The organism is Pseudoalteromonas sp. 1181_04, assembly GCF_052850545.1.
Genome location: NZ_VXCS01000028.1, coordinates 36,755 through 59,944, shown reverse-complemented (window position 1 = coordinate 59,944; position 23,190 = coordinate 36,755). Strand labels below are relative to the sequence as shown.

Below are 23,190 nucleotides of genomic sequence, written 5' to 3'. Positions count from 1 at the left end.
ATTACCTTGAAAAGGTATTGAAATAATAGACTTTTTTCATGCTCTTTCCCTGAGGTCTGACCCCGATAGTGCTATATATGAAACAGGTAGATTGATATGGTAACAGGTAACTCAAATATTCAGAGTTTGATTCACCCTCTAAGTCGGGCCGATTTTCGGTCTGACTTAGAGTACGGTGAAATAACTAATGTATATTACATTGAAAATGACTCTCATTTTGTAGTGGAAGAAAGTGTTAATTTCGAAGATGGTTCATCAAGTAAAAATTTCTATGTTTTTGATAGTGCTACCGGAAAACGTGTCTCAATTGAACAGCGAATACTTTCACTTAAGAATAAAATTTATAAGTATGAGCTTGATTGTGGGTGTGTGGTAGAAGCGACAGTTAGTATTGATAAAGAAACAGGCTGTGAATTTTTAAAATACGCACTTAAAGATGTAAAAGGTGATAAAATAGGCACGTTTCTTCTGCCCGGTTATCACTTCAATTTTAATTTTGATACTTCATATGAATTAGTACAAAAAAGGGCAAAAGAATTATTACAAACTGGTATCGATGAGGCGCTTAATTCAAAACTTTTTTTTGAGCGTTATTTTGCTGCAAATTTTGAAACGAAGACAGGGATACTTACCAGAAGTTTTCGTCGATATAACAGAAGTGTAGGTGAAAGCGGCTATGGTATTATGTATGCGTTTTTAAGCCAAGATATGTACAATAAGCTAAGAGTTGATGAAGACTTTATATCAATTTTAAAGAAGATTGCGGCAAATGACATACATCGTGAAGATAACCAATCAGCAGAGCAAGTTTTTAATGCCATGTTTAAAAACATTAACAAGTAGTTTTATAGAAACAAGTGATTGGATAACAGTATTCCTTTTACTTTCAACCAAAAGGGTATTATATAATCACTTTTTCCGAATTTAGAATGAGTTAAATATTATGTTGGTAGAAATAGCAATTGCCGATGCATATGGTGCGGGTTTTGAGTTTGTAGATCAGGAAATTATATCAGCCGAAAATAACCTCGAGACCTTTCGTGCGCATCAATTGTCTAACATTGCTGGGTGTTATACTGATGACACTCAAATGTCATTAGCGCTGTCTGAGTTAATGCTAAACGACGTTGACTGGACTGAAGCCCATATAGCCGAGGCATTTTTTCAATGCTATATACGTGATCCTGTGCATGGCTACGCAAAGCGACTACAAACGGCATTTTCTGAGGCGAGAAATGCAGACCATTTTGCAAGGTTAGTTAAAACGGATAGCTTTGGCAATGGGGCAATGATGCGAGCTGTACCAATTGGTTTTTTTAAAGATGAAGATGTAGTAATACGCAACGCCACAATACAAGCACGTGTTACTCATGACCATCAAATTGCAGTCGATGCTGCTGTTTGCATTGCTCTTGCCCCACATGCAGGCTTGTACAGCAAAGCGACTCTTAAAACATTGCCGGAGTATCTTGCATCTCGAGGTTACAAGTTTAATGCTAATTGGCAAGGAAGAGTTCGTGCAGTGTCAGAAGATACTTTGGCCGCAGTAATGTCTAACCTAATGCAGCATTTTAGCTATGAAGCTTTGATAAAGTCAGCTGTTGATTTTGGAGGAGACACAGACAGTGTCGCGTCAATTTGCTGCGGAATAGCAAGTTGTTATGATGGTGTTGATAAAACTCTTCCAAATAAGCTCGTTACTAATTTTTCTAAGGACAACTTTGGATTAGATTATCTCAGAGATTTAGACATTCAACTTAAGAATAAGTTTTTGTGATTAACCTAACGTATTTACATAAACACTTTAAAAAAATAGTAATCCCCCGAAAAACAATGAAATCCAACTATATCCTGTGTTGGCTAGGACAACTGATAATGGAACAATTACTTATTCAAAAATTGTTCATGTTAGTGGTGGCATACCAAAAATACCTCGTGGTAAGGCTGCCAGAGTGACTCAAATTAATGGTGGCTAATGTAATGCGGGATTACCCAAATCGTGAAGGAAAATTAAAACAATTCTATGCGAATAGAATGGGCATGTTAGCGCATGGTGAAAATGTTATTGAATCGAAAATGCTTGGATCGCAAAAGCTTGAATATGAACAATTGGAAAGAATATCAGATAGTTTAATAAACGTTGGGATAGAATTATCAATCTGTCAGTTTTCACTCGGTCATAGTATTGACACAATAAGAGAAACAGTCGAGCGGACTATCACTTACTATCTTAAAACAGACAATGAGTGGAGTAGCTATCCACATAGTGTATATACATTAGTCAAACTTATTTCATTGGCTATTTTGGTTGATGTTAGTGATAAAGCGTGGGCATTATTGGCTGAAAAATGGCAAAGTAGCGGCAGTAATGGCTATATATTGGCAAAACTGTTGAGTTATCGTTCAAACAATGTACAGCTAGGTCAAGATGTTCGCCTTAAAAAAATCGGTCAAATTTTGACTATCTCAAATATTAGTGACGATTGTGAATTTTTAGAAGAACTGAAAAAGTATTCTAAAAAATGGTACATTCGTTATAAAGGCTTACATTGGTACAATAGCCACAATGATGATTATCATATAGGTTATTTTGGGTACTGGGCAGTAGAAGCCGCTGCTGTCGCAAAAATGCGTGGTATAAGCCTAAAAAACACTCATTTTGGTAAATATTTTCCTTATGGTTTTTTTGATCTACCAGAACAGTTACCGAAAGAAAAGGGCGTTAAAAAAGAGCTTCAACAAAAAGAGCAGGCATTAAATACAATCACTTACCCTGGCTTAACTCGACTAAGTCTATCGCTTGATGGTGCTTGGCTAAATGAGAGTGAACAACGTTTATCATTAATCACCCATGATGAAGGTTTGGAGTGTGCCGGTACTGTGTATCTAAGTGACGAAAATACATTAGACTCATTTGCGTCAGGGAGGTATGAAGCATATGCCATGGTATAAACGGGTTGGAGTTGAAAATGAACGAAACCTCCCCATTGGCACTGTTAAAGAACAATTGATGCAAGGCGTTTGGAAAGGCGAAACTGAAGTCACTTCTTACATGGTATACGCTTTAAAATTTGACAAATATTTTATGGTTTTAACGTTTACCTTTATGGAAAAAGATAAAACACACTGCTTACCTATAATAGAGCGTTTGCTAGAGTCGATTCGTTATGAATAGCACAATTATTTGAATTAAAGTTCAAGAGTCTCTGATAAATATGGGGTTATTCAGTTCAAATACGGACATTTATCCTGTGCGCTTTTGGCGAGGCTGCTAAACTTACCCGGTTTGCTGTTTCAATGATTGAAAACAACCCTCCCCATGGAATGGGCCAGTTTGTTGGGTATGATTAAAAAGGATAGGGGACACCCGTGATTGCACTTTTATTTGATATTGTTGGTATGACAGGTACGTTTTTAGTGGTTGGCGCGTTTTTTATGCTACAACTGGGTAAAGCCACGCCAACAGGGCTTTTATATAACATGATGAATTTATCTGGCGCTATTTTGTTGCTTATAAGTCTTTGTTATAACTTTAATTTAGCAAGTTTTGTGATTGAAATATTTTGGATCGCAGCCTCATTAATTGGTTTATATAAATACCTAAAAGCTAAGCAGATTTCAGCTGTAGCCTAAATTTATAAATTAATAGAGAAAAACTCTCACGCCGTCGCGTATTTGTATTAATATTGTAAATAGCACGTTACTTATGATGTGCTAACTCCAATGAAAAATATAGGTGTAAAGCGGCGTAATGATTTTAAAGCTAACAGCATGTCTTTTTTTATGTGTTAACACAGCCCCCTTACTGGCGAGCGACGCTGATGATTTATTTGCGCTTAGCTTTGAAGATTTGCTTGACGTTCATGTCGATATTGCCTCAAAAACCTTAGAAACTCTCGCTTCTGCCCCCTCAACTATCACTGTTTTTAATCGCAAAAAAATAGCCTTACTTGGGGTGAATAATGCGTTTGAATTGATGAATTTTGTTCCTGGTATGCAATCTACTCGTGGTGATTGGGTAGGCGCTGTACCAAAAGATCACGCAAGAGGTGTTTACCTTGATAGCGGCAATATCTTAGTGATGATCAATGGTGAACGTTTAAATGAGTCATCATTTGGCAAAGCGTCAGTTTATATGCCTTATATACCTGTAGAAGTTATTGATAAAGTTGAATTTATACGTGGCCCTGGCTCTGCTTTATATGGCAGTAATGCATTCTTAGGGGTGATGAATATAGTGACTAAAAGCCAAAATAATGAAATGTCGCTGGCTGTGGGTAATGTAGGTCAAACCAGCGCTGCATTCTCGGTTAGTCATCAAGTTAATCAGCAAACACATCTATTTGCTAATGGCGCGTATAACCAAAAAAGTGGTAAGCGTTATCCACAAGGGGTAAACGATCCACTGCAATCAGTTTACTTTGAAGCGGGTGTCGATATCAATAAACTGGCTGTGAGAGCGCGTTATAATCATGTTGAACTGAAAGAGTTTTTAAACCTTGGTGGTTATTCTGACAGTAATCAACATCGTAGTGAGAATACTTTCCTATCTGTAGGTTATGATTGGCTTGAAACTGATACACGTACTTTGGCTACAAAAATAGCGTATGCACATCATCAAATACAAAGTGCAGGATTAATCGCACCTGCAGCAACTTTACCTAACGCTAGTTATGATTTTTTTGTTGGTCCTGATTGGCATACAACGGATTTAACAGTCAGTGTAGAGGCCAGTCAGCAATTTAATAATGGTTGGTCAATCAACTCAGGCTTGCAATATAGCCGCGCAGAGCAACATAAAGCGGACTTACGTGTTAATTATTTTGATATTAACAGCGGTGAAATTATTGTTGAAGATCCGTTTTATCAAGGGGGGATTGTTACAATCAGTAATTATGCGCCATTTCAGAGTTTGCAATCGACTTTTGAAACCCGAAGTATTTATGGGCAAATCAAAGTGCCTTTTGCTGAGCAATTGACCTTATTTTTAGGGGCACGTTATGATGATGTTAAAGCGATAGACAGTAAATTATCGCCGCGCATTTCCGCAATCTACTCACCAACTCGCGCGCATACTTTTAAATTACAATACGGTGAATCGTTTCGCACTCCTGTGACGAATGAATTGTATTCAGATGATGATGTGACTAAGGGCAATCCAAACTTAAAGTCTGAATATGTTAAAACCACAGAGCTTGTTTGGCGCTACGAGGGACAAGATTGGCATATTAATTCGGTGCTTTTTTATAATCAACTTGTTGATTTTATTAATCTAGTGCCGAATTCAGCTGCCAATAATCAGTTTACCTTTGAAAACCAATTAGATGACATTAATCGTGGTGTTGAATTAGATAGCATGATCCACATTACTAGTGATTTATCAGTGGAAGCGACTTACAGCGAGTATTTTGATACGCCAATTAAGCCAACGTTTAAGCGCTTTGCTAGTGTGATTGCTAATTATCATCATCAGCAATGGGTGCTGAGCCTCAATAGTGTTTGGCGCGATGCCGTCAGTGGCCCGACAATGACAAGCGACTTTACTCAACCGGCTTACTTTTTGCTCGGCGGGGCTGTGAGTTGGCAATTTTCTGCACGCGGTGAAATTAGTTTTAAAGCCCATAATCTCTTAGATAAGCACTACCGTGTGTACGATCCAAGAGTTACAGATGGCACTGTTGCTGGTGTCGGCAGTGAATACTCGTTACACTATCAAATCAAATTTTAAGTTTTAGGGACGCTCAGGTGTGCCCTTTGGTTGATCATGCTGCGTTTTCCCCGAAAAATATTAATCGCTGTTGCCATTTTAATTAGTGTATTGTTGCTTAGTTTTTTATTTGGCCGACACTATGATTTAAGTCAAGCAAAGCAGCAAGCTGAACTCCAAGTGGGTCAATTGCGTAATTATCTTGATACCGAACTCTCTCGTTTTGCAACTATTCCTCATTTAGTTACTGATAACCAGTTACTCACTGCATTTCTCAGTGATACTGATCAGCCCGTGCAGCCTATTAATAATTACTTGGCTGATATCCAACAAGCCAGTGGTGCATCAGACGTCTATGTCCTTAATCGTGAAGGGGATGTTATTGCATCGAGCAATTGGCAACTTGATTACAGTTATATCGGTAATAACTTTGCATTTCGTCCGTATTTTTATCAGGCATTGGCGGGTAACAAAATTGCCTATTTTGCTCTTGGTTTACGATCTAAAGAACGGGGTATTTATTTTTCTGAACCGATTTATCGCGATGGTCAAGTAATAGGTGTGGTCACCTTAAAAGTGAATGTATCTAAGTTTGAAACTGATCGACAATTACTGAATGCGTCCCACGCTAGCCATTTTTATTTAAGCTTAGACGATAATATTATTGCTATGTCCGATAGCCCATCATGGCGACTCAATTCGTTGCATAGCCTCACAGCAGCAGACTATCAACACTTTACGACAAGCCGACGCTACCTAGAGTATGTACCAAAAGTTATCACTGCTGAGCACATTATTAGCCAAGGGATGCCCCTGTTATACGTTAATGATGCGAATAAACGCAGTAAATATGTGCCTGCAAGTGCGCCGATTGAGCGACTTAATGCAAAAATAACTGTGCTTGTTGATATATCGTCGGTGAATATTAATCAACTAGGGCGATTGTTTTGGTTGAGTGTGATTTATGCTGGGGGGTTAATGCTTTTTTACAGTTTAATGGCACGTTTTGCCGGCTATAAAAAATTACTTTTTTCTCGTCATAGCCTTGAGCAAGAAGTTATAGAGCGCACCCATGCACTCGAAAAAGCACAAACAGCGCTGGTGCAAACAGCCAAATTGGCCACCATAGGTCAACTCAGCGCGGGTATTAATCATGAGATTAACCAACCCTTGAGTGCAATGAGTACGTATTTGGTTAGTGCTAAACGCTTGATTGCCAAAGGTGATATTGCAAAGGCAGCTGAAAATATTGTTATTGTGCAATCGTTGATCGAACGAGTACATAAAATTGTTGGACAATTAAAGCACTTTAGTAAACCGGCACAAACACAGTTAAGAGAGCAAAGCTTAAACCAGTTACTTAAAAATGCCATGGTGATCGCCTCCGCGCAATTAAAGCAGGATGATGTCAACGTTAACACCGCTGATATCGCTGACACTGTAAAAGTATGGGTTGATGGCATTAAATTTGAGCAAGTATTAGTGAATGTGATCACCAATGCCAGCCAAGCAATGGCTGACAGTACTGTGCGAGAGCTGAGTTTTGAGATAGAGCAGTTTGACGACCGCGTTAAGCTGTCTATTTTGGATACTGGGCCTGGTATCGAGTTACATGCGCTTGGGACTATTTTTGAGCCTTTTTATAGCACTAAATCGACTAATGGCCTTGGCTTAGGGCTATCTATTTCTAAGCAAATTATTAATTCATTTAATGGCTGTTTAAGTGCGCATAATCGCCCTGGCGGTGGTGCTCAATTCATTATTACCTTAGCAAGTACTAAAGGAGCGTTATGAATACGTTAGCAACTGATTGTAAACAGGTCATTGTTATTGATGACGAAGCGATGATCCGCGATTCACTTGACCAATTGCTGACACTCGAAGGCTATCAAGTACAGTGTTTTAGCGATCCAATGAGTGCTTTATCAAAACTTAATCGTCGTTTTAACGGGGTGGTGCTCAGTGATATTAATATGCCGAAAATGGATGGACTGGCTTTTTTAGAACAAGTTCAAGCATTTGATAGCGAATTACCGGTGATCTTTCTGACTGGATTTGCTGATGTATCGGTGGCCGTTAAAGCCATGCAATTAGGGGCTTACGACTTATTTGAAAAACCCCTTACAGAGCAGTTATTAGATTGTATTGCCAGAGCGTGTGATAAGCGTGCCTTGGTAATGGAAAATCGTGCTTTAAAACTAGCGGTAGAAAAAACGTCAGCCCCAGGTGTACGGATCTTAGGGGAAACCGTGCAAATGCAGCAAATGATGCACTTGCTCAATGCGGTGATCGACACTCCCGCAGATGTAATGATTGAAGGTGAAACTGGCACCGGTAAAGAGTTAGTTGCACGCTTTTTACACGACCAAAGCAGCCGTTCAAACTGTAATTTTGTGGCAATTAACTGTGGTGCCATACCAGAGCAACTGATTGAAAGTGAACTATTTGGTGCGGCCAGTGGCGCGTTTACAGGGGCAACACACAGTCGCCAAGGTAAGTTTGAGTTTGCTCAAGGTGGTACGGTGTTTTTAGATGAGATAGAAAGCACACCGGCATCATTACAAGTAAAGTTACTTCGCGTTTTAGAAGAGCGAAAAGTGACCCCCGTCGGCGCTAATACCGCCGTTGACTTAGACATACGTATCGTTGCGGCAACCAAAGTTGATTTATTATCCTTGGTCGAAAAAGGGGACTTCAGAGCTGACTTATATTATCGACTCAATTTAGTGAGGGTAAGTATTCCGGCATTGCGTGATAGGAAAGCTGATATTCCTTTATTATTCAAACATTTTAGCTCTATTGCCGCGACTCGTTTTCATAAACCTCCGGCTCCTCTAAGTAGCGATATATTACAGCGTTTACTTAGTTACCAGTGGCCAGGTAATGTCAGAGAGCTTAGAAACCAAGCTGAACGAGCGGTGCTGCTGGGTGCTGAATTAGCGTTCGCCAATACCGAAAATAATAATGGCAGTGAGTTATCGCCCGATCTGAGTTTGGCGGAAAAAGTGTGCTTTTATGAGCAATCTTTAATCGAAGAAGCCCTTGAGCGCCACCAAGGTAGTATTAAAGAAACTATGAATACCTTACAGATTGCCCGTAAAACCTTGTATGACAAAATGAGTAAATATGGCCTCAATCGTGACATGTTTATTGATTAACCAGAGCTTTGCTTAAGTGATTTACCTGCTCAGCTTAATTTGATGGGTGGAAACGGTGACACAGACGTTTTGATAGTGTGTGGGATCCCGCACACTTTATTGTAAGTATAATTTAATTTTAAATTTAACTATTTGAATATATTAAATTTTACTTTTTTATAAGCAGTTGGCAGTAAACTTGCCTTTATTAGCGGGAACAACAAATGATCCTAATAATAAGGGCACACAATGATAATAATAGACAAAAAGCTAACCCCTGTTTTTGTAGCAACGAGTTTTGCAGCAGCTTGCTTTGGACAAAGTGTTCATGCCGCAGAGTATGACATTTATGGTAAAGCAGAAGTGCAAATTGCTAATACTGACAACGGTGTAATGCGCTATGCTAAAAAAGGAACGCAAATCGATGCGCCTTTTTCACGCATTGGTGTGAAAGGGCAACATGTACTCACTGACTCGTTAAAAGCGGTATTTAAATACGAAGTGCAAGTAAAGGGCTTTGAGCACGATGATACCGATGAGCCATTTAGTGCCCGTAATACATATTTAGGTTTAGCGGGAAATTTTGGTGAAGTTGTAGTTGGTCGAAACGATACACGCTTTAAGTATTCAGAAGGTAAAGTTGATAACTTCAATGAAACTCAAGCCGATATTGCTCAATTACTACCGGGTCAAGATCGCCTTGGTGATACCATAACGTATAGTTCAAAATCATATGCGGGTGCTCAGCTATCACTTACCTATGCTTTGAAGGATGACAGTGCCAATAATGAAGCCGGTTATGCCGCTACGTTAATTTATGGTGACCGTGGTTTAAAAAATAAAAATTATTATGTGGCGATCAGCCATATTGATTCACTCAATAATATCAACGCCAGTCGCATCGTTGGCGCGTGGCAAAAAAATGATTTACAACTAGGTGCTATTTACCAGCACAGTGAGTCAGTAGATGGTACTAAATCAGGAAACGGCTATGTGTTGAGTGCCAGTTATACCATTGACAAATGGCAGCCAAAACTACAATTTGCCAGTGATGACTCAACTATTCGCCAAAGTACTAAGGGCAGCCAGTGGACTGCAGGTGTGGATTATTTATTTGATAAACAAACTACCGCGTACTTATTCTATACTGACTTAGATTTGCAACAGCAAACGGATAGTAGCTTAGCCCTTGGCTTAAAGTATAAATTTTAAAGGGGTTGAATATGAGCACACAAACTTTAGACGATAAACCTGAAAAAAATCCAATGATACAGATGTTGCTGCTGTTATTGGGCCCTGCGGTCATGCTACTTACGTGTTTGATCGATCCTCCTGCTGGCATGAGTACCGCTGCTCTTCGTACTTCAGGATTAGCATTTTGGATGGCATCATGGTGGGTGAGTGAAGTAGTTCCTATCCCAGCTACGGCGCTATTGCCGTTGGTATTTTCTCCGTTGGCTGACATTGCTGCGATAAAAAGTGTCGCTGCACCGTATGCGCACCCCTTAATATTTTTGTTTTTAGGTGGCTTTTTAATTTCCATTGCGATGGAACGTTGGGGCTTACACAAGCGCATTGCTTTACGTACTATGCTCTACGCGGGCTCAAAACCGAGTTTGCAGATATTAGCGATGATGTTAGTAACGGCATTCTTATCAATGTGGATGTCAAATACTGCAACAGCAGTGATGATGTTACCTATTGCTATGTCTATCACCCATTTAGTGCAAAAATCTAATCCAAATAATAATGGTTTTGGTAAAGCACTGTTACTTTCTATTGCTTATGGTGCCAGCATTGGCGGCATTGCAACATTAATTGGTACGCCACCGAATGCATTGATGGCCGCTTATTTATCAGATAGTTATAAAATTGAAATTGGTTTTGCGCAATGGATGATGGTGGGTGTGCCATTGTCACTGACTATGTTGATCATCTGTTGGTTGTGGCTGACCAAGTTTGCTTATAAAGTTGATAAAACAAATGAAAAATCTCAAAAAGTCGACACCAAGTCACTATTTAGCTCGCAGTTAAAAGGTCTTGGCACCATGCAACGCGCTGAGAAAGGGGTGTTATGTGTGTTTTTATTTGCAGCTGTGTGCTGGATATTTAGACCTCTGATCGCTGATTTTTCTGGTTTAAAAATATCGGATACCGGTATTGCCATTGCTGCAGCATTATTATTATTTGTTTTGCCTGCTAATAAAGGCAGTGATGAACGTATTCTTGACTGGCAAAGTGCGGCAGGAGTTCCTTGGGGAGTGTTATTGTTGTTTGGTGGTGGCTTAACCCTAGCGGCACAAATAAAGTCATCAGGTTTGGCTGAATACATAGCTCATATGATTGAAGGCGTCAGCGCCATTCCATTAGTATTGAGTGTATTAGTAATTGCAACCTTAATCACTTTCTTAACTGAGATCACCAGTAATACAGCAACCGCAGCTGGATTTTTACCACTACTTGGCCCTGTCGCTGAGTCAGTCACAGGTTCGCCATTGGTCTGGGTTATTCCTGCGGCTATAGCCTGTAGTTGTGCGTTTATGATGCCTGTAGCGACCCCGCCTAATGCCATTGTGTTTGGCTCTGGGCAAATTCAAATGCGGGATATGATCAAAGCCGGCTTTGCATTAAATATTGTTGCAATTGCGCTGATCACATTTGTCACTATGACCCTTGCTGCATCGGTATTTAATTTTTAAGTAATTCAAAGTTACCCAACCGGAGCGCTATTCGTTTGTTGATAGCGCTCTATATTGCCCCTGCTAAGAAACAAAGTTATAGTGGTTAAATCTTTATTTTGTTTATGAGTATGCTTTTGTCTGACACTGGCACTGTATGTAACCCTGAGCTAAAAGCGCAATTTGATGAAATGCAGCTGCATTTTGATGCCCAGCCATATTTAGCATTATCACAGCGGATCCGTTTATTAAAATCTTTAAAACGTGAACTGTTGGCATTAGAGGCTGAATTGGTAGCTGCAAGCTCGAAAGACTTTGGCTTTCGCACTGCTTTTGATACGATTTTGGGTGATATACTGCCTACGGTCAAAACGATCAGCCACACCATCAAGCATTTACCTAAATGGGCAAAAAATTCACCACGAAAAGCGGGTTTGAGCCTAGCGCCATCAAAAGTTGCTGTGAGCTATCAACCCAAAGGAGTGGTGGGAATAATTTCTCCATGGAATTACCCAATTCAATTATCAATCGTGCCGGTGATAACCGCAATTGCCGCAGGTAATCGGGTATTATTAAAGGTCAGTGAATTTACTCCGCACACCAATCAAGTAATCAAAAAACTATTTATCGGCGAGCTTAGCGAACATTGCGCAGTGATCGAAGGTGAAGCGCAATTAAGTCAACAGTTTAGCTGTTTGCCATTCGCACACTTATTTTTTACCGGCTCTACAGCTGTAGGGCGCCATGTTATGGCCGCTGCGAGTAAAAACCTTACCCCAGTAACTCTTGAGTTAGGTGGCAAATCGCCCGTTATCATTACCGCGCAAGCGGATATAGATAAGGCAGCTAAAGCTATTTTATTTGGTAAAATGACCAATGCAGGGCAAATCTGTGTTGCCCCCGATTATGTTTTAGTGCCGGAAAACTTACAGCATCAGTTAGTCAGAAGTCTCTGTAGCTTATATAAAAAACATTATAACTTAGGTGTCGAGGGGAAAAATTTAACCTCGGTTATTAATCACCACCATTTTCAGCGTTTAACCGATTTATTGGCAGATGCACAGCAACAGGGCGCACAGATAATTAAGCCGTTAGATGAAAACCAAAGCGACGAACATAAGCATCGTCTTGGTTTGCACATTGTGACTGATGTGAATGACAATATGAAGTTGATGCAAGAAGAACTGTTTGGACCAATTCTTGCGATTGTCAGTTATCAAGCTTTACCTCAGGCGATTGCATACATAAATCAACGTCCTCAGCCGTTAGCTTTGTACATAATGGGGCAAGATAAACAAATCAATGAAGGTATTCAACAGCAAACACAAAGTGGTACCTTCGCAATAAATGACACCTTAATGCAGGTGACTGCTGATGATGCGCCATTTGGTGGCTTAGGTCCTTCTGGGATGGGAAACTATCACGGTATAGAAGGCTTTTTAACTTTTAGCCATGCACGTAATACATTGAAAACGGGTGGTTTTAATCCTAAATTGGGATTGTTGCTGGCGCAAAATAAGATATTGATTAAAATACTTAAATGGTTGTACTTGCGGCCATAAATTGGCGTTAAGTACAATCCAATAGCGTTTTAACTGGCAGTTAAAACATCCGATCTTCGCCCGCATACAGCCCAGCTTGGATTTTTTCATACAATGCATCAGCTTTTTCTTTGGCTTCTGCAATTTGCGCAGGCATCAGCTTGCGCTCATCTAGCTTGCGACTGTGACTGGCATCTAAATTACCATTATACTCAGCAACAGTGTTCCAGATGTATGATTTTTCGATGTTTTTTTCGACTCCATGGCCTTCGAAATACATCAGCGCCATATTAAACTGTGCTAGCGTATAATTATTACCAGCGGCTTTTTCATACCATTTAATAGCTTCTTTATAATCTTGCGCAACGCCATCGCCGTTGGCGTACATCACACCCAAGTTAAACTGAGCAGCAGGTAAGTTTTTTGCCGCGGCTTGCTTAAAGAGTGAAACTGACATTTGTTTATCAAGTTTAACGCCTTTACCTTCTTGATAAAGTACAGCTAATGCAAACATTGAGTCGACGTGGTTCTTTTTAACGCCTTGCTGGTAAAGTTCAGCAGCTTTGTGATAGTCGCGCGTTACGCCGTGGCCACCTTCATATAGCTGCCCTAGCTCGTAAATTCCTGGTGCAAAGCCTTTTTCTGCAAGGTAGTTAAACTCTCTAAGTGCATCTTCAAATTGACCTTCATTGGCTGCGCGGATCCCTTCTTCAAGTCCCGCATGAGCAACACCACAGATGCTAAGTGCACCGACCATCAACAATATCTTAAACTTCGGCTGCCACATGACAATACCTCCAATTAGCGTGTTACTGTTTAATTTTAGTCTCAACAACCACAATTGCCCAGCTTCGCACTATAAATGATAAAACTTAGACATAAGATACAGATATTACAGAAAATTTAAAGGAATAAAAAAAGCCCCTGATGGGGCTTTTTGGGTCATATCAACCGTCACCGATATGAGCAATGTAGCAAGTGAGTGTGATCTTTTAATTATATTACTTGGGTCGAGTAAGTAATATGCTCGAAGCGTCACCATCTTCATCAACAACTTTGTACTAAAGGGGCCCAGCATCCTTACTGGTCGATCTTCCCTAGGGCACTGAGGTCGGTACGTTCAATTCTTACAAGAAGCGCAAACCTGTCGTGTTGGGCTGCTTGGTGTTGATGCGATCGATTATTACTTGTATTTGAGTGTGCGTCAATAGCTAAATGATAATTATTTCTATTTGTTCGGTTTTATTTTAATTCCCTCATTTACATAATGCGCTAAGTTGATTAACGTAGTGCTATAAATAATCGTAAGAAAAATAAAAAATGTCGATAAAAAACATGTGCTTGAATTATAAGTTCGCAGTAGTTGGTGTGTTGCTATTAGCTCTGACTGGGTGCTCAGCTACATTTACCTACAATAATATAGGCTGGTTATCGGCGTTTTGGATTGATGACTACGTTGATTTATCGAAGCAGCAAAGCAAACAAGCTAAAGACTTAATTAAGCAAAGTCGGGATTGGCATCGTAAGACGCAATTACCTTTGTATCGACAGGATCTGTTGGCATTACAAAAGCTACTTGATGAAGACCCTTCAGAGCAAGCATTATTAACGTATTTTCAAGGTTTTAAAACACATTGGCAATCGTTAGTTATGTATGTAAGAGACGATCTTATTGAACTTGCTATTGGTTTATCCACGGAGCAAAGAGAAGAATTTGTTGCTGCCATTGCAGAGGATATAACCACAGAAAGTGACGAGTATAATGAGCAAACCCCAACACAGCGTGAGCAAGATCGCCTTGAACGTCAGTTAGATACTTATAAACAGTGGCTTGGTAAACTGAGTGAACAACAAGTGTCTTTGATCACCCAAGCGAACAGCGAATTTCAAGCAACATTTTTATTAAGGCAAGCTTACAAGCAAACTCGGCTGGATAAACTCAAACAGGTATTTTTTGATAGCCAACTTAGCCGCGATCAATTTATTAGCCAATTATCAGCTGTCATTACTGAGCGAGAGGTGTTTATGAGTGACCAATTAATTCGCTTAGATGCTGAAAATTCAAAGCGCTATGCGCGTTTACTTGTGAGTTTAAGAGCCACGTTGACAGCAAAACAGCGCCAACATGCTAATGCTGAGTTCTCCGATATGTTAGAAGATATAGAACAATTAATTAATGATGAATAGGCTGTTAGTTACTAAGATCTTAATTTTAAAAATTTTTTATAAAAATGAATATATCAAAAACAAATAGAGCTTGTACTCTTTCAATTAACCGTTAGACTGACTTTTTTTCGTTCGAATTAAAGTTAATCAATGGATATCGCAGCCTTAGATAGCGCTCAAGTATTACGTGAAAATTTACTGAAATGGATTTGTTTCTGTTTCGGAATTTTAGCGAGTGTTTTTACCTATTTTAATCTTTTTATTAATGACTTTTACTCATTAGGGATTTTAGAAGGGGTGTTTGCTATTTATTGTTTTTATACTTTTAACTATGCTCGGACACGAAAATTTCAGACTTGGCAGCCGTTATTATTGTGCCTTTGTATTATGCTATTAGTAACCTTGGGAACTTACCTAGCTGCGATGAGGAGCGGTTTGTTCATTTGGACCTTTACCTTACCCGTATTATTTTATTTATTATTAGGATGTAAACGCGGCTATTATCTATCGCTATTATTGGTGTGTATACAAACCGCTGTGTTTACTAGTAAAACCTCTTTAGCACCATTTTTAGACCTTAACCTGTACCTAAATATGAGCTTTAGCTATTTGAGCATTTGGGTCATTGCACATACTTTTGAAGCGAGTCGAGCACAATTTGCAGAACGATTAGAAAACCTTGCCTTGTTAGATCCGCTGACAAACACCGGCAACCGTTTAGCAATGAACCATTACTTTGAAGTTGAGCTGGTAGACAAAATTAATTTATTTATTATGGTGCTAGATCTCGATTACTTTAAAAAAGTAAATGATGAATTTGGTCATGATGTGGGCGATCAAGTTCTGGTCGAAATTGCCACTATATTAAGAGAAACACTTAACAAGGGGCGAGTTTTTCGTACTGGTGGCGAAGAGTTTGCGCTGTTCATTCCTGATTCGAATCAACAGGAGTCTTATCAAATTGCTGAAAATATCAGAGTCGGTTTGCAAAGTACGGCTATCAATGTTGGTGAGCGTGAAATAAGTTTAACAGCAAGTATCGGTTTAGCTGCTTATCGTGATGGCGATAGCCTAAAACAAGCGGTTAAAGCAGCAGATGAGCAACTTTATTATGCAAAAAAACATGGTCGAAATAACGTTTATTCTGACTCGCAGCAATACTCAGCAAAACTAGAACAGGTTTCTTAACCTTGATACATGTGCTCGAAACCGGGAATGTTACTTTCCCAAAGTGGTGTTTCTTTACCTAAGTGATCACGTATCGCATCAAAAAATAACCGTGTTCTTACAGGTAAATCACGGTGTGGATATACCGCGTACATCGCACTGTATTCTTGTAATTTGATGTCTGTTAATAAGGGCACTAAACGTCCTTGTTTTATTTCATCATTAATAATAAATGCTGGCGCGAGCACATAGGTTGTTCCAGAAAGCGTTTTATCGAGCAGTACCTCGGCATCATTGGCTCTAAACACACTCTTAATTTTTTGCTCTTGCGGTAGACCATATTGATCTACATAACGAATACCCTCAACGCGCAACGAAGTGCTGGAATAACTGGCTGCGGGTAAATCAATTAAGTCCTCTATTTTACTTGGCAATCCATACGTTTGAATAAACTCAGGTGCGGCTAATATTAGTAATCTATTGCGCGCAATTTTACGTGCGATCAGTGATGAGTCTTTTGGCTCACCGACCCGAAAAGCAAGATCAAAGCCTTCAGATACCAGATCAACTAACTTATCATCGAGTCTTAGTTCAACTTCTACTTGCGGGAAGCGTTTTTGAAAATCATTAATCACAGGTTGTAGATAACGCCTGCCGATAATAGTTGATGAAGTGATTTTTAATACACCGCGTGGCTCTTGGTGATAATTCTCGGCTAAACGTACAGTTTCACCTAGTAGTTGCCTCAACTCACTGGCCTTTTTAATCATTTCGGCCCCTGCAGCTGTCAGTGAAAATGAGCGGGTGGTGCGGTTCAGTAAACGTACTCCTAAATCATCTTCGAGACGACTTATTTGTTTTGAGATCACTGAACGATCAATATTACGGGTTTCTGCTGCTTTAGCGAATGAGCCTCGCTCAACGACTTCTAACAACATCAATAAGCGACTTGTGGTATCCATTAATTACTCACCAATATTTAATTGATGCCATATTGGCATTAATGAATTTAAAAATCTATGGTTTTTGTCCACAACAATGTTCCGTAACATAGAAAAATACACTAAATGGAGCGTCGTCATGAACAAACACTTAATAGCTATTGCAGTTTTAGGGGCATCACTTGCCCTCACCGGTTGTGCAGAAGAGCCTGCTCAACAGAGCAATCAACCACATCTTCAACCAATAGATGTTGCCTCGGTGATCATTAAGCCAGTGCAAAACTGGCACACCTACACTACGCGTTTAGAAGCGCCGGAAGAAGTATCACTTATGCCACGTGTTGCCGGAGTTATTGAGCATATTGCGTTTAATGAGGGCGACGAGGTTAAACAGGGTGACTTACTGTTTAAACTTGACGCTCGCCCATATGCTGCGGTTGTAGCAAGTTTAGAGGCACAAGTAGTCAGTGCTGAAGCCGCTTTATCGCAAGCGCAAAGTGAAGCTAAAAGAGCGGTGCGATTAACCGAGCGAAAAGCGATTTCAACAGAGCAAGCGGAATCACGTACCTCAACGTTACGCCAACGTGAAGCACAACTTGCTGCCTTAAAAGCCCAGCTAATTGCAGCTAATTTAGATTTAGAATTTACAGATATACGTTCACCCATTGATGGTGTGATCTCGCGTGCAAATATTACCAAAGGTAATAATGTGCTTGCAGGGCAAAGTGTACTGACTTCAATCGTATCAAATCAAACTATGTATGCTTACTTTGATGTTGATGAACGTACTTGGAATAGTTCATTTGATGAAGTAACCGCCGCTGATCATCAGCAAGTAGTCATGCAAAAAGTGGGTCAAAATGGCTTTGCACACACCGGTTATATCGACTTTATTGATAATCAAATCAATGCAGCAACAGGTACTTTGCGAGTGCGTGCACGATTTGATGAAAATACCGCCTTACGCGCCGGTTCATTTGCACGTATTAAGTTAGCGGCCAATGACGTTACACAGCAAGTTATTGTGCCTGATAGAGCAATTGGCACCGATTTGAAAAATCGCTTTGTGCTCACTGTCGGTGAAGGCAATATTCTCGAATATAAACTGGTTACAACCGGTGAGCGCTATGGCAGTTTTCGCGCTATTACCTCGGGCTTAAAAGCTGGCGATGTGATTGCGGTTAATGGTCCTGCGCGTGTTGGACCTGGCATGCCGATTTCACCTAATACAGTGACCCTAGACACAACTGGTGTTGCTTTTACGTTATCGCCAACGGCGCAGCACACGCTTATGGCTAAGAAGTAGGACGAATAATGAAATTTTCTCACTTTTTTATTCAACGACCGATATTTGCAGCCATGCTGTCATTGGTGATTTTAATCGCCGGTGGTATTTCGTTGTTTCAACTGCCGGTCAGTGAGTATCCTGAAGTTGTTCCGCCGACAGTTGTGGTAACTGCGAACTACCCAGGAGCAAATCCAACCGTAATAGCACAAACTGTGGCTACTCCATTGGAGCAAGAGATCAATGGTACTGAAAACATGTTGTATATGTTTTCCCAGGCGACCAGTGATGGGCGTATGACACTGACGGTAACGTTTTCATTGGGAACGGATTTAGATCGTGCGCAAGTACAAGTACAAAATCGGGTTAACAGTGCTTTGCCGCGACTACCACAAGAAGTGCAGCGCTTAGGCGTCGTCGCTGAAAAATCATCACCGGATCTAACCATGGTGGTACACTTATTCTCACCGGAAAAAACACATGATACGGCGTATCTATCTAACTACGCTGACTTATATGTGAAAGACCAAATTGCACGTTTGAGTGGCGTAGGCGATGTAAAATTATTTGGTGGTGGTCAATATTCAATGCGAGTGTGGCTTAACCCCGATGCATTAGCGGCACGAGAATTAACCGCAATGGACGTCGTCAACGCATTGCGTGCGCAAAACCAACAAGTTGCAGCGGGTAGCTTAGGTGCACAACCTGCTTCAACAGACAGTCAATTTCAAATATTGTTAAATGTAAAAGGGCGCTTAAACAGTATTGAAGAGTTTCAGCAAGTGATCATTAAAGTGGGTGAACAAGGTCAATTAACACGTCTAAGCGATGTTGCTCGAGTCGATTTAGGCCAAAATACTTACTCACTTAGAGCTGAACTTGATAATCAACCAGCACTGGCGATGCCGATATTTCAACGTCCTGGCTCTAATGCGATTGAGCTTTCAGATCAAGTACGCGAAACCATGGCGCGTTTATCGAAAGATTTTCCAGCTGGTGTTGAGTACGACATTGTCTACGACCCTACGGTATTTGTTCGCGGTTCGATTGATGCGGTGATCAAAACGTTACTTGAAGCTATCGCGTTAGTGGTAATTGTAGTGGTGTTATTTTTACAAACCTGGCGTGCTTCGATTATTCCACTTATAGCTGTGCCAGTTTCACTGATTGGTACTTTTGCGGTGATGCAGTGGTTAGGGGTCTCGATCAATACGCTGTCGTTATTTGGTTTAGTACTTGCCATAGGTATTGTGGTCGATGATGCTATCGTGGTGGTCGAAAACGTTGAACGTAACATTGAACAAGGTTTATCACCTCTGGAAGCAACGCGCGTGGCGATGACTGAAGTGACAGGGCCTATAATCGCGATTGCGTTAGTGTTGTGTGCAGTGTTTATTCCTACCGCGTTTATTAGTGGTTTATCAGGTCAATTTTATAAACAGTTTGCGTTAACTATTACTATTTCAACGGTTATCTCAGCATTTAACTCATTAACTTTATCACCGGCGTTGGCGGCACTATTACTTAAAAGCCATGATGCTAAACCGGATGCGCTGACGCGTTTATTAAATCGTTTATTTGGTCGCTGGTTATTTGCACCCTTTAATCGAGTATTTGACCGTGGCGCCAAAGGCTATCAAAAGCTGGTACAAAAACTAATGCGCATGAGCGTGGTAGTGGTGATTGCATACGTGGTTTTATTAGGCGGAACAATTAAGCTATTTGATGCCGTGCCGGGTGGTTTTATTCCTGCACAAGATAAGCAGTATTTAGTTGCGATAGCACAATTACCTGATGCAGCGAGTTTAGACCGTACTCAAGATGTGGTTAGGCAAATGCAAGAAATTGCACTGCAAGTACCTGGTGTTGCAAACACAGTTGCCTTTCCTGGCTTGTCGGTAAATGGTTTTACTAACAGCCCTAATAGTGCCATTGTATTTACACCGCTAGAAGCCTTTAGTGAGCGAAGCGATCCGAGTAAATCGGCGATGGCTATTGCGGCACAGTTAAACCAGCGTTTTAGTGCCATTGATGAAGCATTTGTGGCTGTATTTCCACCGCCGCCAATCCAAGGTTTAGGCACCACGGGTGGGTTTAAACTGCAAATTGAAGATCGCGGTAATAAAGGCTTTGAAACACTATTTAACAGTTTGCAAACGGTGATAACTAAAGCTCAGCAAGATCCTGCGTTAATGGGGCTCTATTCAAGTTTTAGAATTCAAGTACCACAAATGGATATTGATATCGACCGAGAGCAAGCGCTTATTCAAGGTATTCCATTGAATGAAGTATTTAATGCGTTGCAAGTGTATTTGGGCTCAATGTACGTTAATGACTTTAATTTATTTGGCCGTACGTACCAAGTTAATGCCCAAGCTGATGCTGATTTCCGCCTTGATCCAGAACAAATATTGAATCTAAAAGTGCGCAATAATCAAGGGAATATGGTGCCATTGGGCTCGGTATTAACGGCAACGCCTACAACAGGCCCTGATCGAGTGATGCATTACAATGGTTACCCAAGTGCAGAGCTTAATGGTAGTCCAGCGCCTGGTTACAGTTCAGATCAAGCACAGCAGGCAATTGAACTGATCTTGGCTGATAATTTACCTACGGGTATTGAGTACGAATGGACCGAAGTTACTTTTCAGCAAATTCTAGCGGGTAATACCATGGTCTATGTATTCCCATTAGTGGTGTTATTAGTGTTCATGGTATTGGCTGCGCAGTATGAAAGCTTACGTCTACCACTGGCTATTATTCTTATTGTACCAATGACAATATTCTCAGCATTAATGGGTGTATGGTTGGTTGGCGCTGATAATAATATTTTCACGCAAATAGCATTGATTGTATTGGTTGCCTTGGCTTCTAAAAATGCCATTTTAATGGTGGAGTTTGCACGCGATAAAAATAATCATGGGTTGAGTCATTTCGACGCTATTTTAGAAGCTTGTCGGATGCGTTTACGACCTATCTTAATGACGTCAATTGCCTTTACTGCGGGTGTTATTCCCTTAGTATTAGCAACGGGAGCTGGAGCAGAAATGCGCCATGCAATGGGCAACGCAGTGTTCTCGGGTATGATTGGTGTAACCGTGTTTGGTTTATTATTTACCCCTGTATTTTATATTTTGGTAACTAAAACCCGTAAAGTGACTACGCAGGAGCAAATTAATGAGTAAGTATAAGTTAACCGCTCTTGTTGTGGCGGGTTTATTAAGTGGCTGCGCCAGTAAAATTGATGAGCAGCAACAGCAAAATCAGCTACAAGAATTTGTTGCAAAAACACAGATCGCTGCACAGTTACAAGGTCAAGACGAACTTAACTGGTGGCAGCAATTAAATTCAACCCAGTTAAATAATCTAGTGCTCAGTGCGCGCGCTAATAATCATGATTTGCACACTAGTCAGTTGCAGTTACAAAGCGCGCTTGCTCGTTTAGGTGGGCAAAAAGCACAGTATCTTCCCCAAGGTGCAGTGGCAGTTGATGCCACTCGCTCAAGTACTGGTAACGTTAACACGCGTCAATCGGAAGCCAATGTTAACCTTGATTGGCAACTTGATTTATTTGGTAAAATAACTGCGCTTGTTGATGCTGCGAATGCAGGGGCAATGAGTCAAGCGGAACAATTACGTGCTTTGCATATTGAAGTTGTTACCTCTGTGGTAAAAGGGTTTGTCAGTTTTCAAGGTAATAAGCAAAAACAGCAGATCATTAACCTACAAATTGAAGCATTAGAGCAAAGTATTGCGGTTCTGCGGGCTCGCGTTGAGGAAGGGGTCGCTAATGAGCTTGATTTAAATCGAACCTTAGCACAATTGAAGCAGCAGCAAGCTTTGTTGCCAGATATTGAATACGCGCAATTTCGTGATCTAGCAACGCTTGCGACATTAACAGGGCAGTTACCTGCTGATCTAACCTTAGTTGATGAGCAAGCGCTGTTTGAGCATGCATTTACTGTAAGTTTAGCCACTCCAAGTGATGCCATTGCACTGCGTCCTGATATTAGCCAAGCATTATTTGAATTTAGCCAAGCTAATTCATTAAGCGTGGCTGCGAGTAAAGCATTATTACCTGATATCAGTTTAACGGCGTTTGCAGGTGTATTGAGCTTAGATAACAACCAGCTTTCTGACACTACGCAGCAATGGCAAGTTGCCCCACGCATTCAGTGGTCATTATTGAGCTACCCTGCGTTATTGGCGCAACGTGATGCTCAGCAATATCTCAGTGAAGCCGCTTACAGCCAATATCAACAAGTGGTGTTGGAGGCATTAGCGCAGAGTGAACTTTCACTGCAGTTATTAGTCAAACAAACTCAACAACTAGGCTATGCCAAAGCACGTTATGAGTTTGCTAATAATGCCTTTTTACAAGCGCAGGCGATGTACCAAGAAGGGCAAATACCTTACTTAGAGTTGTTAGATGCGCGACAGGATGTTTTAATAGCGCAGGAAAATGCAATTGACTCAACGATTTCATCATTACTTGCTAAAGTAGACACTTACCAAGTATTTAATGGTCGTTGGAGTTATGCGTTAGTTAATTAAGTTAAGTTGAGTTT

The 23,190-nt window shown here is 40.5% G+C and carries 18 protein-coding genes; 16 read left to right on the top strand and 2 right to left on the bottom strand.

Translation table 11 applies throughout. From position 1 onward, the window contains the following. The first annotated feature begins 96 nt into the window (after positions 1-96). The 11 genes from FW757_RS19705 (at position 97) to FW757_RS19655 (ending at position 13,084) form a co-directional block, all read left to right on the top strand. Positions 97-843, top strand: coding sequence for a hypothetical protein (locus tag FW757_RS19705; RefSeq protein WP_182718697.1), 747 nt, complete (start codon positions 97-99; stop codon positions 841-843). A 100-nt stretch (positions 844-943) separates the two neighbouring features. Further along, entirely contained in the window at positions 944-1,777 is an 834-nt protein-coding gene (locus FW757_RS19700; RefSeq protein ID WP_182718698.1) for an ADP-ribosylglycohydrolase family protein, read from the top strand. 203 nt (positions 1,778-1,980) lie between these two features. Next, positions 1,981-2,952 (top strand): PoNe immunity protein domain-containing protein, encoded by a 972-nt coding sequence (locus tag FW757_RS19695; protein ID WP_182740071.1) that lies wholly within the window; start codon positions 1,981-1,983, stop codon positions 2,950-2,952. Then, positions 2,930-3,175, top strand: coding sequence for a hypothetical protein (locus tag FW757_RS19690; protein ID WP_182784821.1), 246 nt, complete (start codon positions 2,930-2,932; stop codon positions 3,173-3,175). The genes FW757_RS19695 and FW757_RS19690 overlap by 23 nt, the downstream gene beginning before the upstream one ends. Positions 3,176-3,369: 194 nt before the next feature. Next, positions 3,370-3,633 carry a CBU_0592 family membrane protein gene (locus FW757_RS19685; RefSeq protein ID WP_145236163.1) on the top strand — a complete coding sequence of 88 codons (264 nt, stop codon included), beginning with the start codon at positions 3,370-3,372 and terminating at the stop codon, positions 3,631-3,633. A gap of 118 nt (positions 3,634-3,751) precedes the next feature. Continuing rightward, positions 3,752-5,728 carry a TonB-dependent receptor gene (locus tag FW757_RS19680; RefSeq protein ID WP_182718701.1) on the top strand — a complete coding sequence of 659 codons (1,977 nt, stop codon included), beginning with the start codon at positions 3,752-3,754 and terminating at the stop codon, positions 5,726-5,728. 36 nt (positions 5,729-5,764) lie between these two features. Next, positions 5,765-7,501: a sensor histidine kinase gene (locus tag FW757_RS19675; protein ID WP_446441591.1), complete on the top strand. Its 1,737-nt coding sequence runs from the start codon at positions 5,765-5,767 to the stop codon at positions 7,499-7,501. Beyond that, positions 7,498-8,865 carry a sigma-54-dependent transcriptional regulator gene (locus FW757_RS19670; protein WP_145236154.1) on the top strand — a complete coding sequence of 456 codons (1,368 nt, stop codon included), beginning with the start codon at positions 7,498-7,500 and terminating at the stop codon, positions 8,863-8,865. Before FW757_RS19675 ends, FW757_RS19670 begins: the two co-directional genes overlap by 4 nt. 228 nt (positions 8,866-9,093) lie before the next feature. Further along, positions 9,094-10,056 carry a porin gene (locus FW757_RS19665; RefSeq protein ID WP_145236151.1) on the top strand — a complete coding sequence of 321 codons (963 nt, stop codon included), beginning with the start codon at positions 9,094-9,096 and terminating at the stop codon, positions 10,054-10,056. Between the two features lie 11 nt (positions 10,057-10,067). After that, complete coding sequence (locus FW757_RS19660) at positions 10,068-11,543, top strand: SLC13 family permease (protein WP_182761813.1); 1,476 nt, start codon at positions 10,068-10,070, stop codon at positions 11,541-11,543. 110 nt (positions 11,544-11,653) lie between these two features. Beyond that, a complete protein-coding gene (locus tag FW757_RS19655; RefSeq protein ID WP_259398280.1) occupies positions 11,654-13,084 on the top strand; it encodes a coniferyl aldehyde dehydrogenase in 1,431 nt (476 codons plus the stop codon). A 40-nt stretch (positions 13,085-13,124) separates the two neighbouring features. Here FW757_RS19655 and FW757_RS19650 read toward each other — a convergent pair whose 3' ends face one another. Then, positions 13,125-13,850, bottom strand: coding sequence for a tetratricopeptide repeat protein (locus FW757_RS19650; protein WP_145236141.1), 726 nt, complete (start codon positions 13,848-13,850; stop codon positions 13,125-13,127). A gap of 533 nt (positions 13,851-14,383) precedes the next feature. Between FW757_RS19650 and FW757_RS19645 the strand changes: the two genes are divergently transcribed. Both FW757_RS19645 and FW757_RS19640 read left to right on the top strand, forming a co-directional pair. After that, on the top strand, positions 14,384-15,250 hold the full coding sequence (locus FW757_RS19645; protein WP_182718705.1) for a DUF6279 family lipoprotein: 867 nt from the start codon (positions 14,384-14,386) through the stop codon (positions 15,248-15,250). A 129-nt stretch (positions 15,251-15,379) separates the two neighbouring features. After that, complete coding sequence (locus tag FW757_RS19640) at positions 15,380-16,417, top strand: GGDEF domain-containing protein (protein ID WP_182740073.1); 1,038 nt, start codon at positions 15,380-15,382, stop codon at positions 16,415-16,417. Here FW757_RS19640 and FW757_RS19635 read toward each other — a convergent pair. Continuing rightward, positions 16,414-17,358: a LysR family transcriptional regulator gene (locus FW757_RS19635; RefSeq protein ID WP_182718707.1), complete on the bottom strand. Its 945-nt coding sequence runs from the start codon at positions 17,356-17,358 to the stop codon at positions 16,414-16,416. The two genes, FW757_RS19640 and FW757_RS19635, sit on opposite strands and share 4 nt — an antisense overlap. Positions 17,359-17,476: 118 nt before the next feature. Here FW757_RS19635 and FW757_RS19630 point away from each other — a divergent pair, with 118 nt between their 5' ends. From FW757_RS19630 to FW757_RS19620, 3 genes are read left to right on the top strand one after another with little or no spacing between them, the layout of a single operon-like run. After that, entirely contained in the window at positions 17,477-18,643 is a 1,167-nt protein-coding gene (locus FW757_RS19630; RefSeq protein WP_182831409.1) for an efflux RND transporter periplasmic adaptor subunit, read from the top strand. A gap of 8 nt (positions 18,644-18,651) precedes the next feature. Then, entirely contained in the window at positions 18,652-21,807 is a 3,156-nt protein-coding gene (locus FW757_RS19625) for an efflux RND transporter permease subunit (RefSeq protein WP_182784825.1), read from the top strand. After that, positions 21,800-23,176 carry a TolC family protein gene (locus FW757_RS19620; protein ID WP_149980117.1) on the top strand — a complete coding sequence of 459 codons (1,377 nt, stop codon included), beginning with the start codon at positions 21,800-21,802 and terminating at the stop codon, positions 23,174-23,176. The genes FW757_RS19625 and FW757_RS19620 overlap by 8 nt, the downstream gene beginning before the upstream one ends. Positions 23,177-23,190 lie beyond the last annotated feature (14 nt).

Coding starts and splice junctions, on each gene's coding strand:
- FW757_RS19650 (WP_145236141.1), bottom strand. CDS start 13,850: ATGTGGCAGCCGAAGTTTAAGATATTGTTGATGGTCGGTGCACTTAGC.
- FW757_RS19665 (WP_145236151.1), top strand. CDS start 9,094: ATGATAATAATAGACAAAAAGCTAACCCCTGTTTTTGTAGCAACGAGT.
- FW757_RS19645 (WP_182718705.1), top strand. CDS start 14,384: ATGTCGATAAAAAACATGTGCTTGAATTATAAGTTCGCAGTAGTTGGT.
- FW757_RS19695 (WP_182740071.1), top strand. CDS start 1,981: ATGCGGGATTACCCAAATCGTGAAGGAAAATTAAAACAATTCTATGCG.
- FW757_RS19660 (WP_182761813.1), top strand. CDS start 10,068: ATGAGCACACAAACTTTAGACGATAAACCTGAAAAAAATCCAATGATA.
- FW757_RS19690 (WP_182784821.1), top strand. CDS start 2,930: ATGAAGCATATGCCATGGTATAAACGGGTTGGAGTTGAAAATGAACGA.
- FW757_RS19675 (WP_446441591.1), top strand. CDS start 5,765: ATGCTGCGTTTTCCCCGAAAAATATTAATCGCTGTTGCCATTTTAATT.
- FW757_RS19635 (WP_182718707.1), bottom strand. CDS start 17,358: ATGGATACCACAAGTCGCTTATTGATGTTGTTAGAAGTCGTTGAGCGA.
- FW757_RS19700 (WP_182718698.1), top strand. CDS start 944: ATGTTGGTAGAAATAGCAATTGCCGATGCATATGGTGCGGGTTTTGAG.
- FW757_RS19640 (WP_182740073.1), top strand. CDS start 15,380: ATGGATATCGCAGCCTTAGATAGCGCTCAAGTATTACGTGAAAATTTA.
- FW757_RS19655 (WP_259398280.1), top strand. CDS start 11,654: ATGCTTTTGTCTGACACTGGCACTGTATGTAACCCTGAGCTAAAAGCG.
- FW757_RS19680 (WP_182718701.1), top strand. CDS start 3,752: ATGATTTTAAAGCTAACAGCATGTCTTTTTTTATGTGTTAACACAGCC.
- FW757_RS19625 (WP_182784825.1), top strand. CDS start 18,652: ATGAAATTTTCTCACTTTTTTATTCAACGACCGATATTTGCAGCCATG.
- FW757_RS19705 (WP_182718697.1), top strand. CDS start 97: ATGGTAACAGGTAACTCAAATATTCAGAGTTTGATTCACCCTCTAAGT.
- FW757_RS19620 (WP_149980117.1), top strand. CDS start 21,800: ATGAGTAAGTATAAGTTAACCGCTCTTGTTGTGGCGGGTTTATTAAGT.
- FW757_RS19630 (WP_182831409.1), top strand. CDS start 17,477: ATGAACAAACACTTAATAGCTATTGCAGTTTTAGGGGCATCACTTGCC.
- FW757_RS19670 (WP_145236154.1), top strand. CDS start 7,498: ATGAATACGTTAGCAACTGATTGTAAACAGGTCATTGTTATTGATGAC.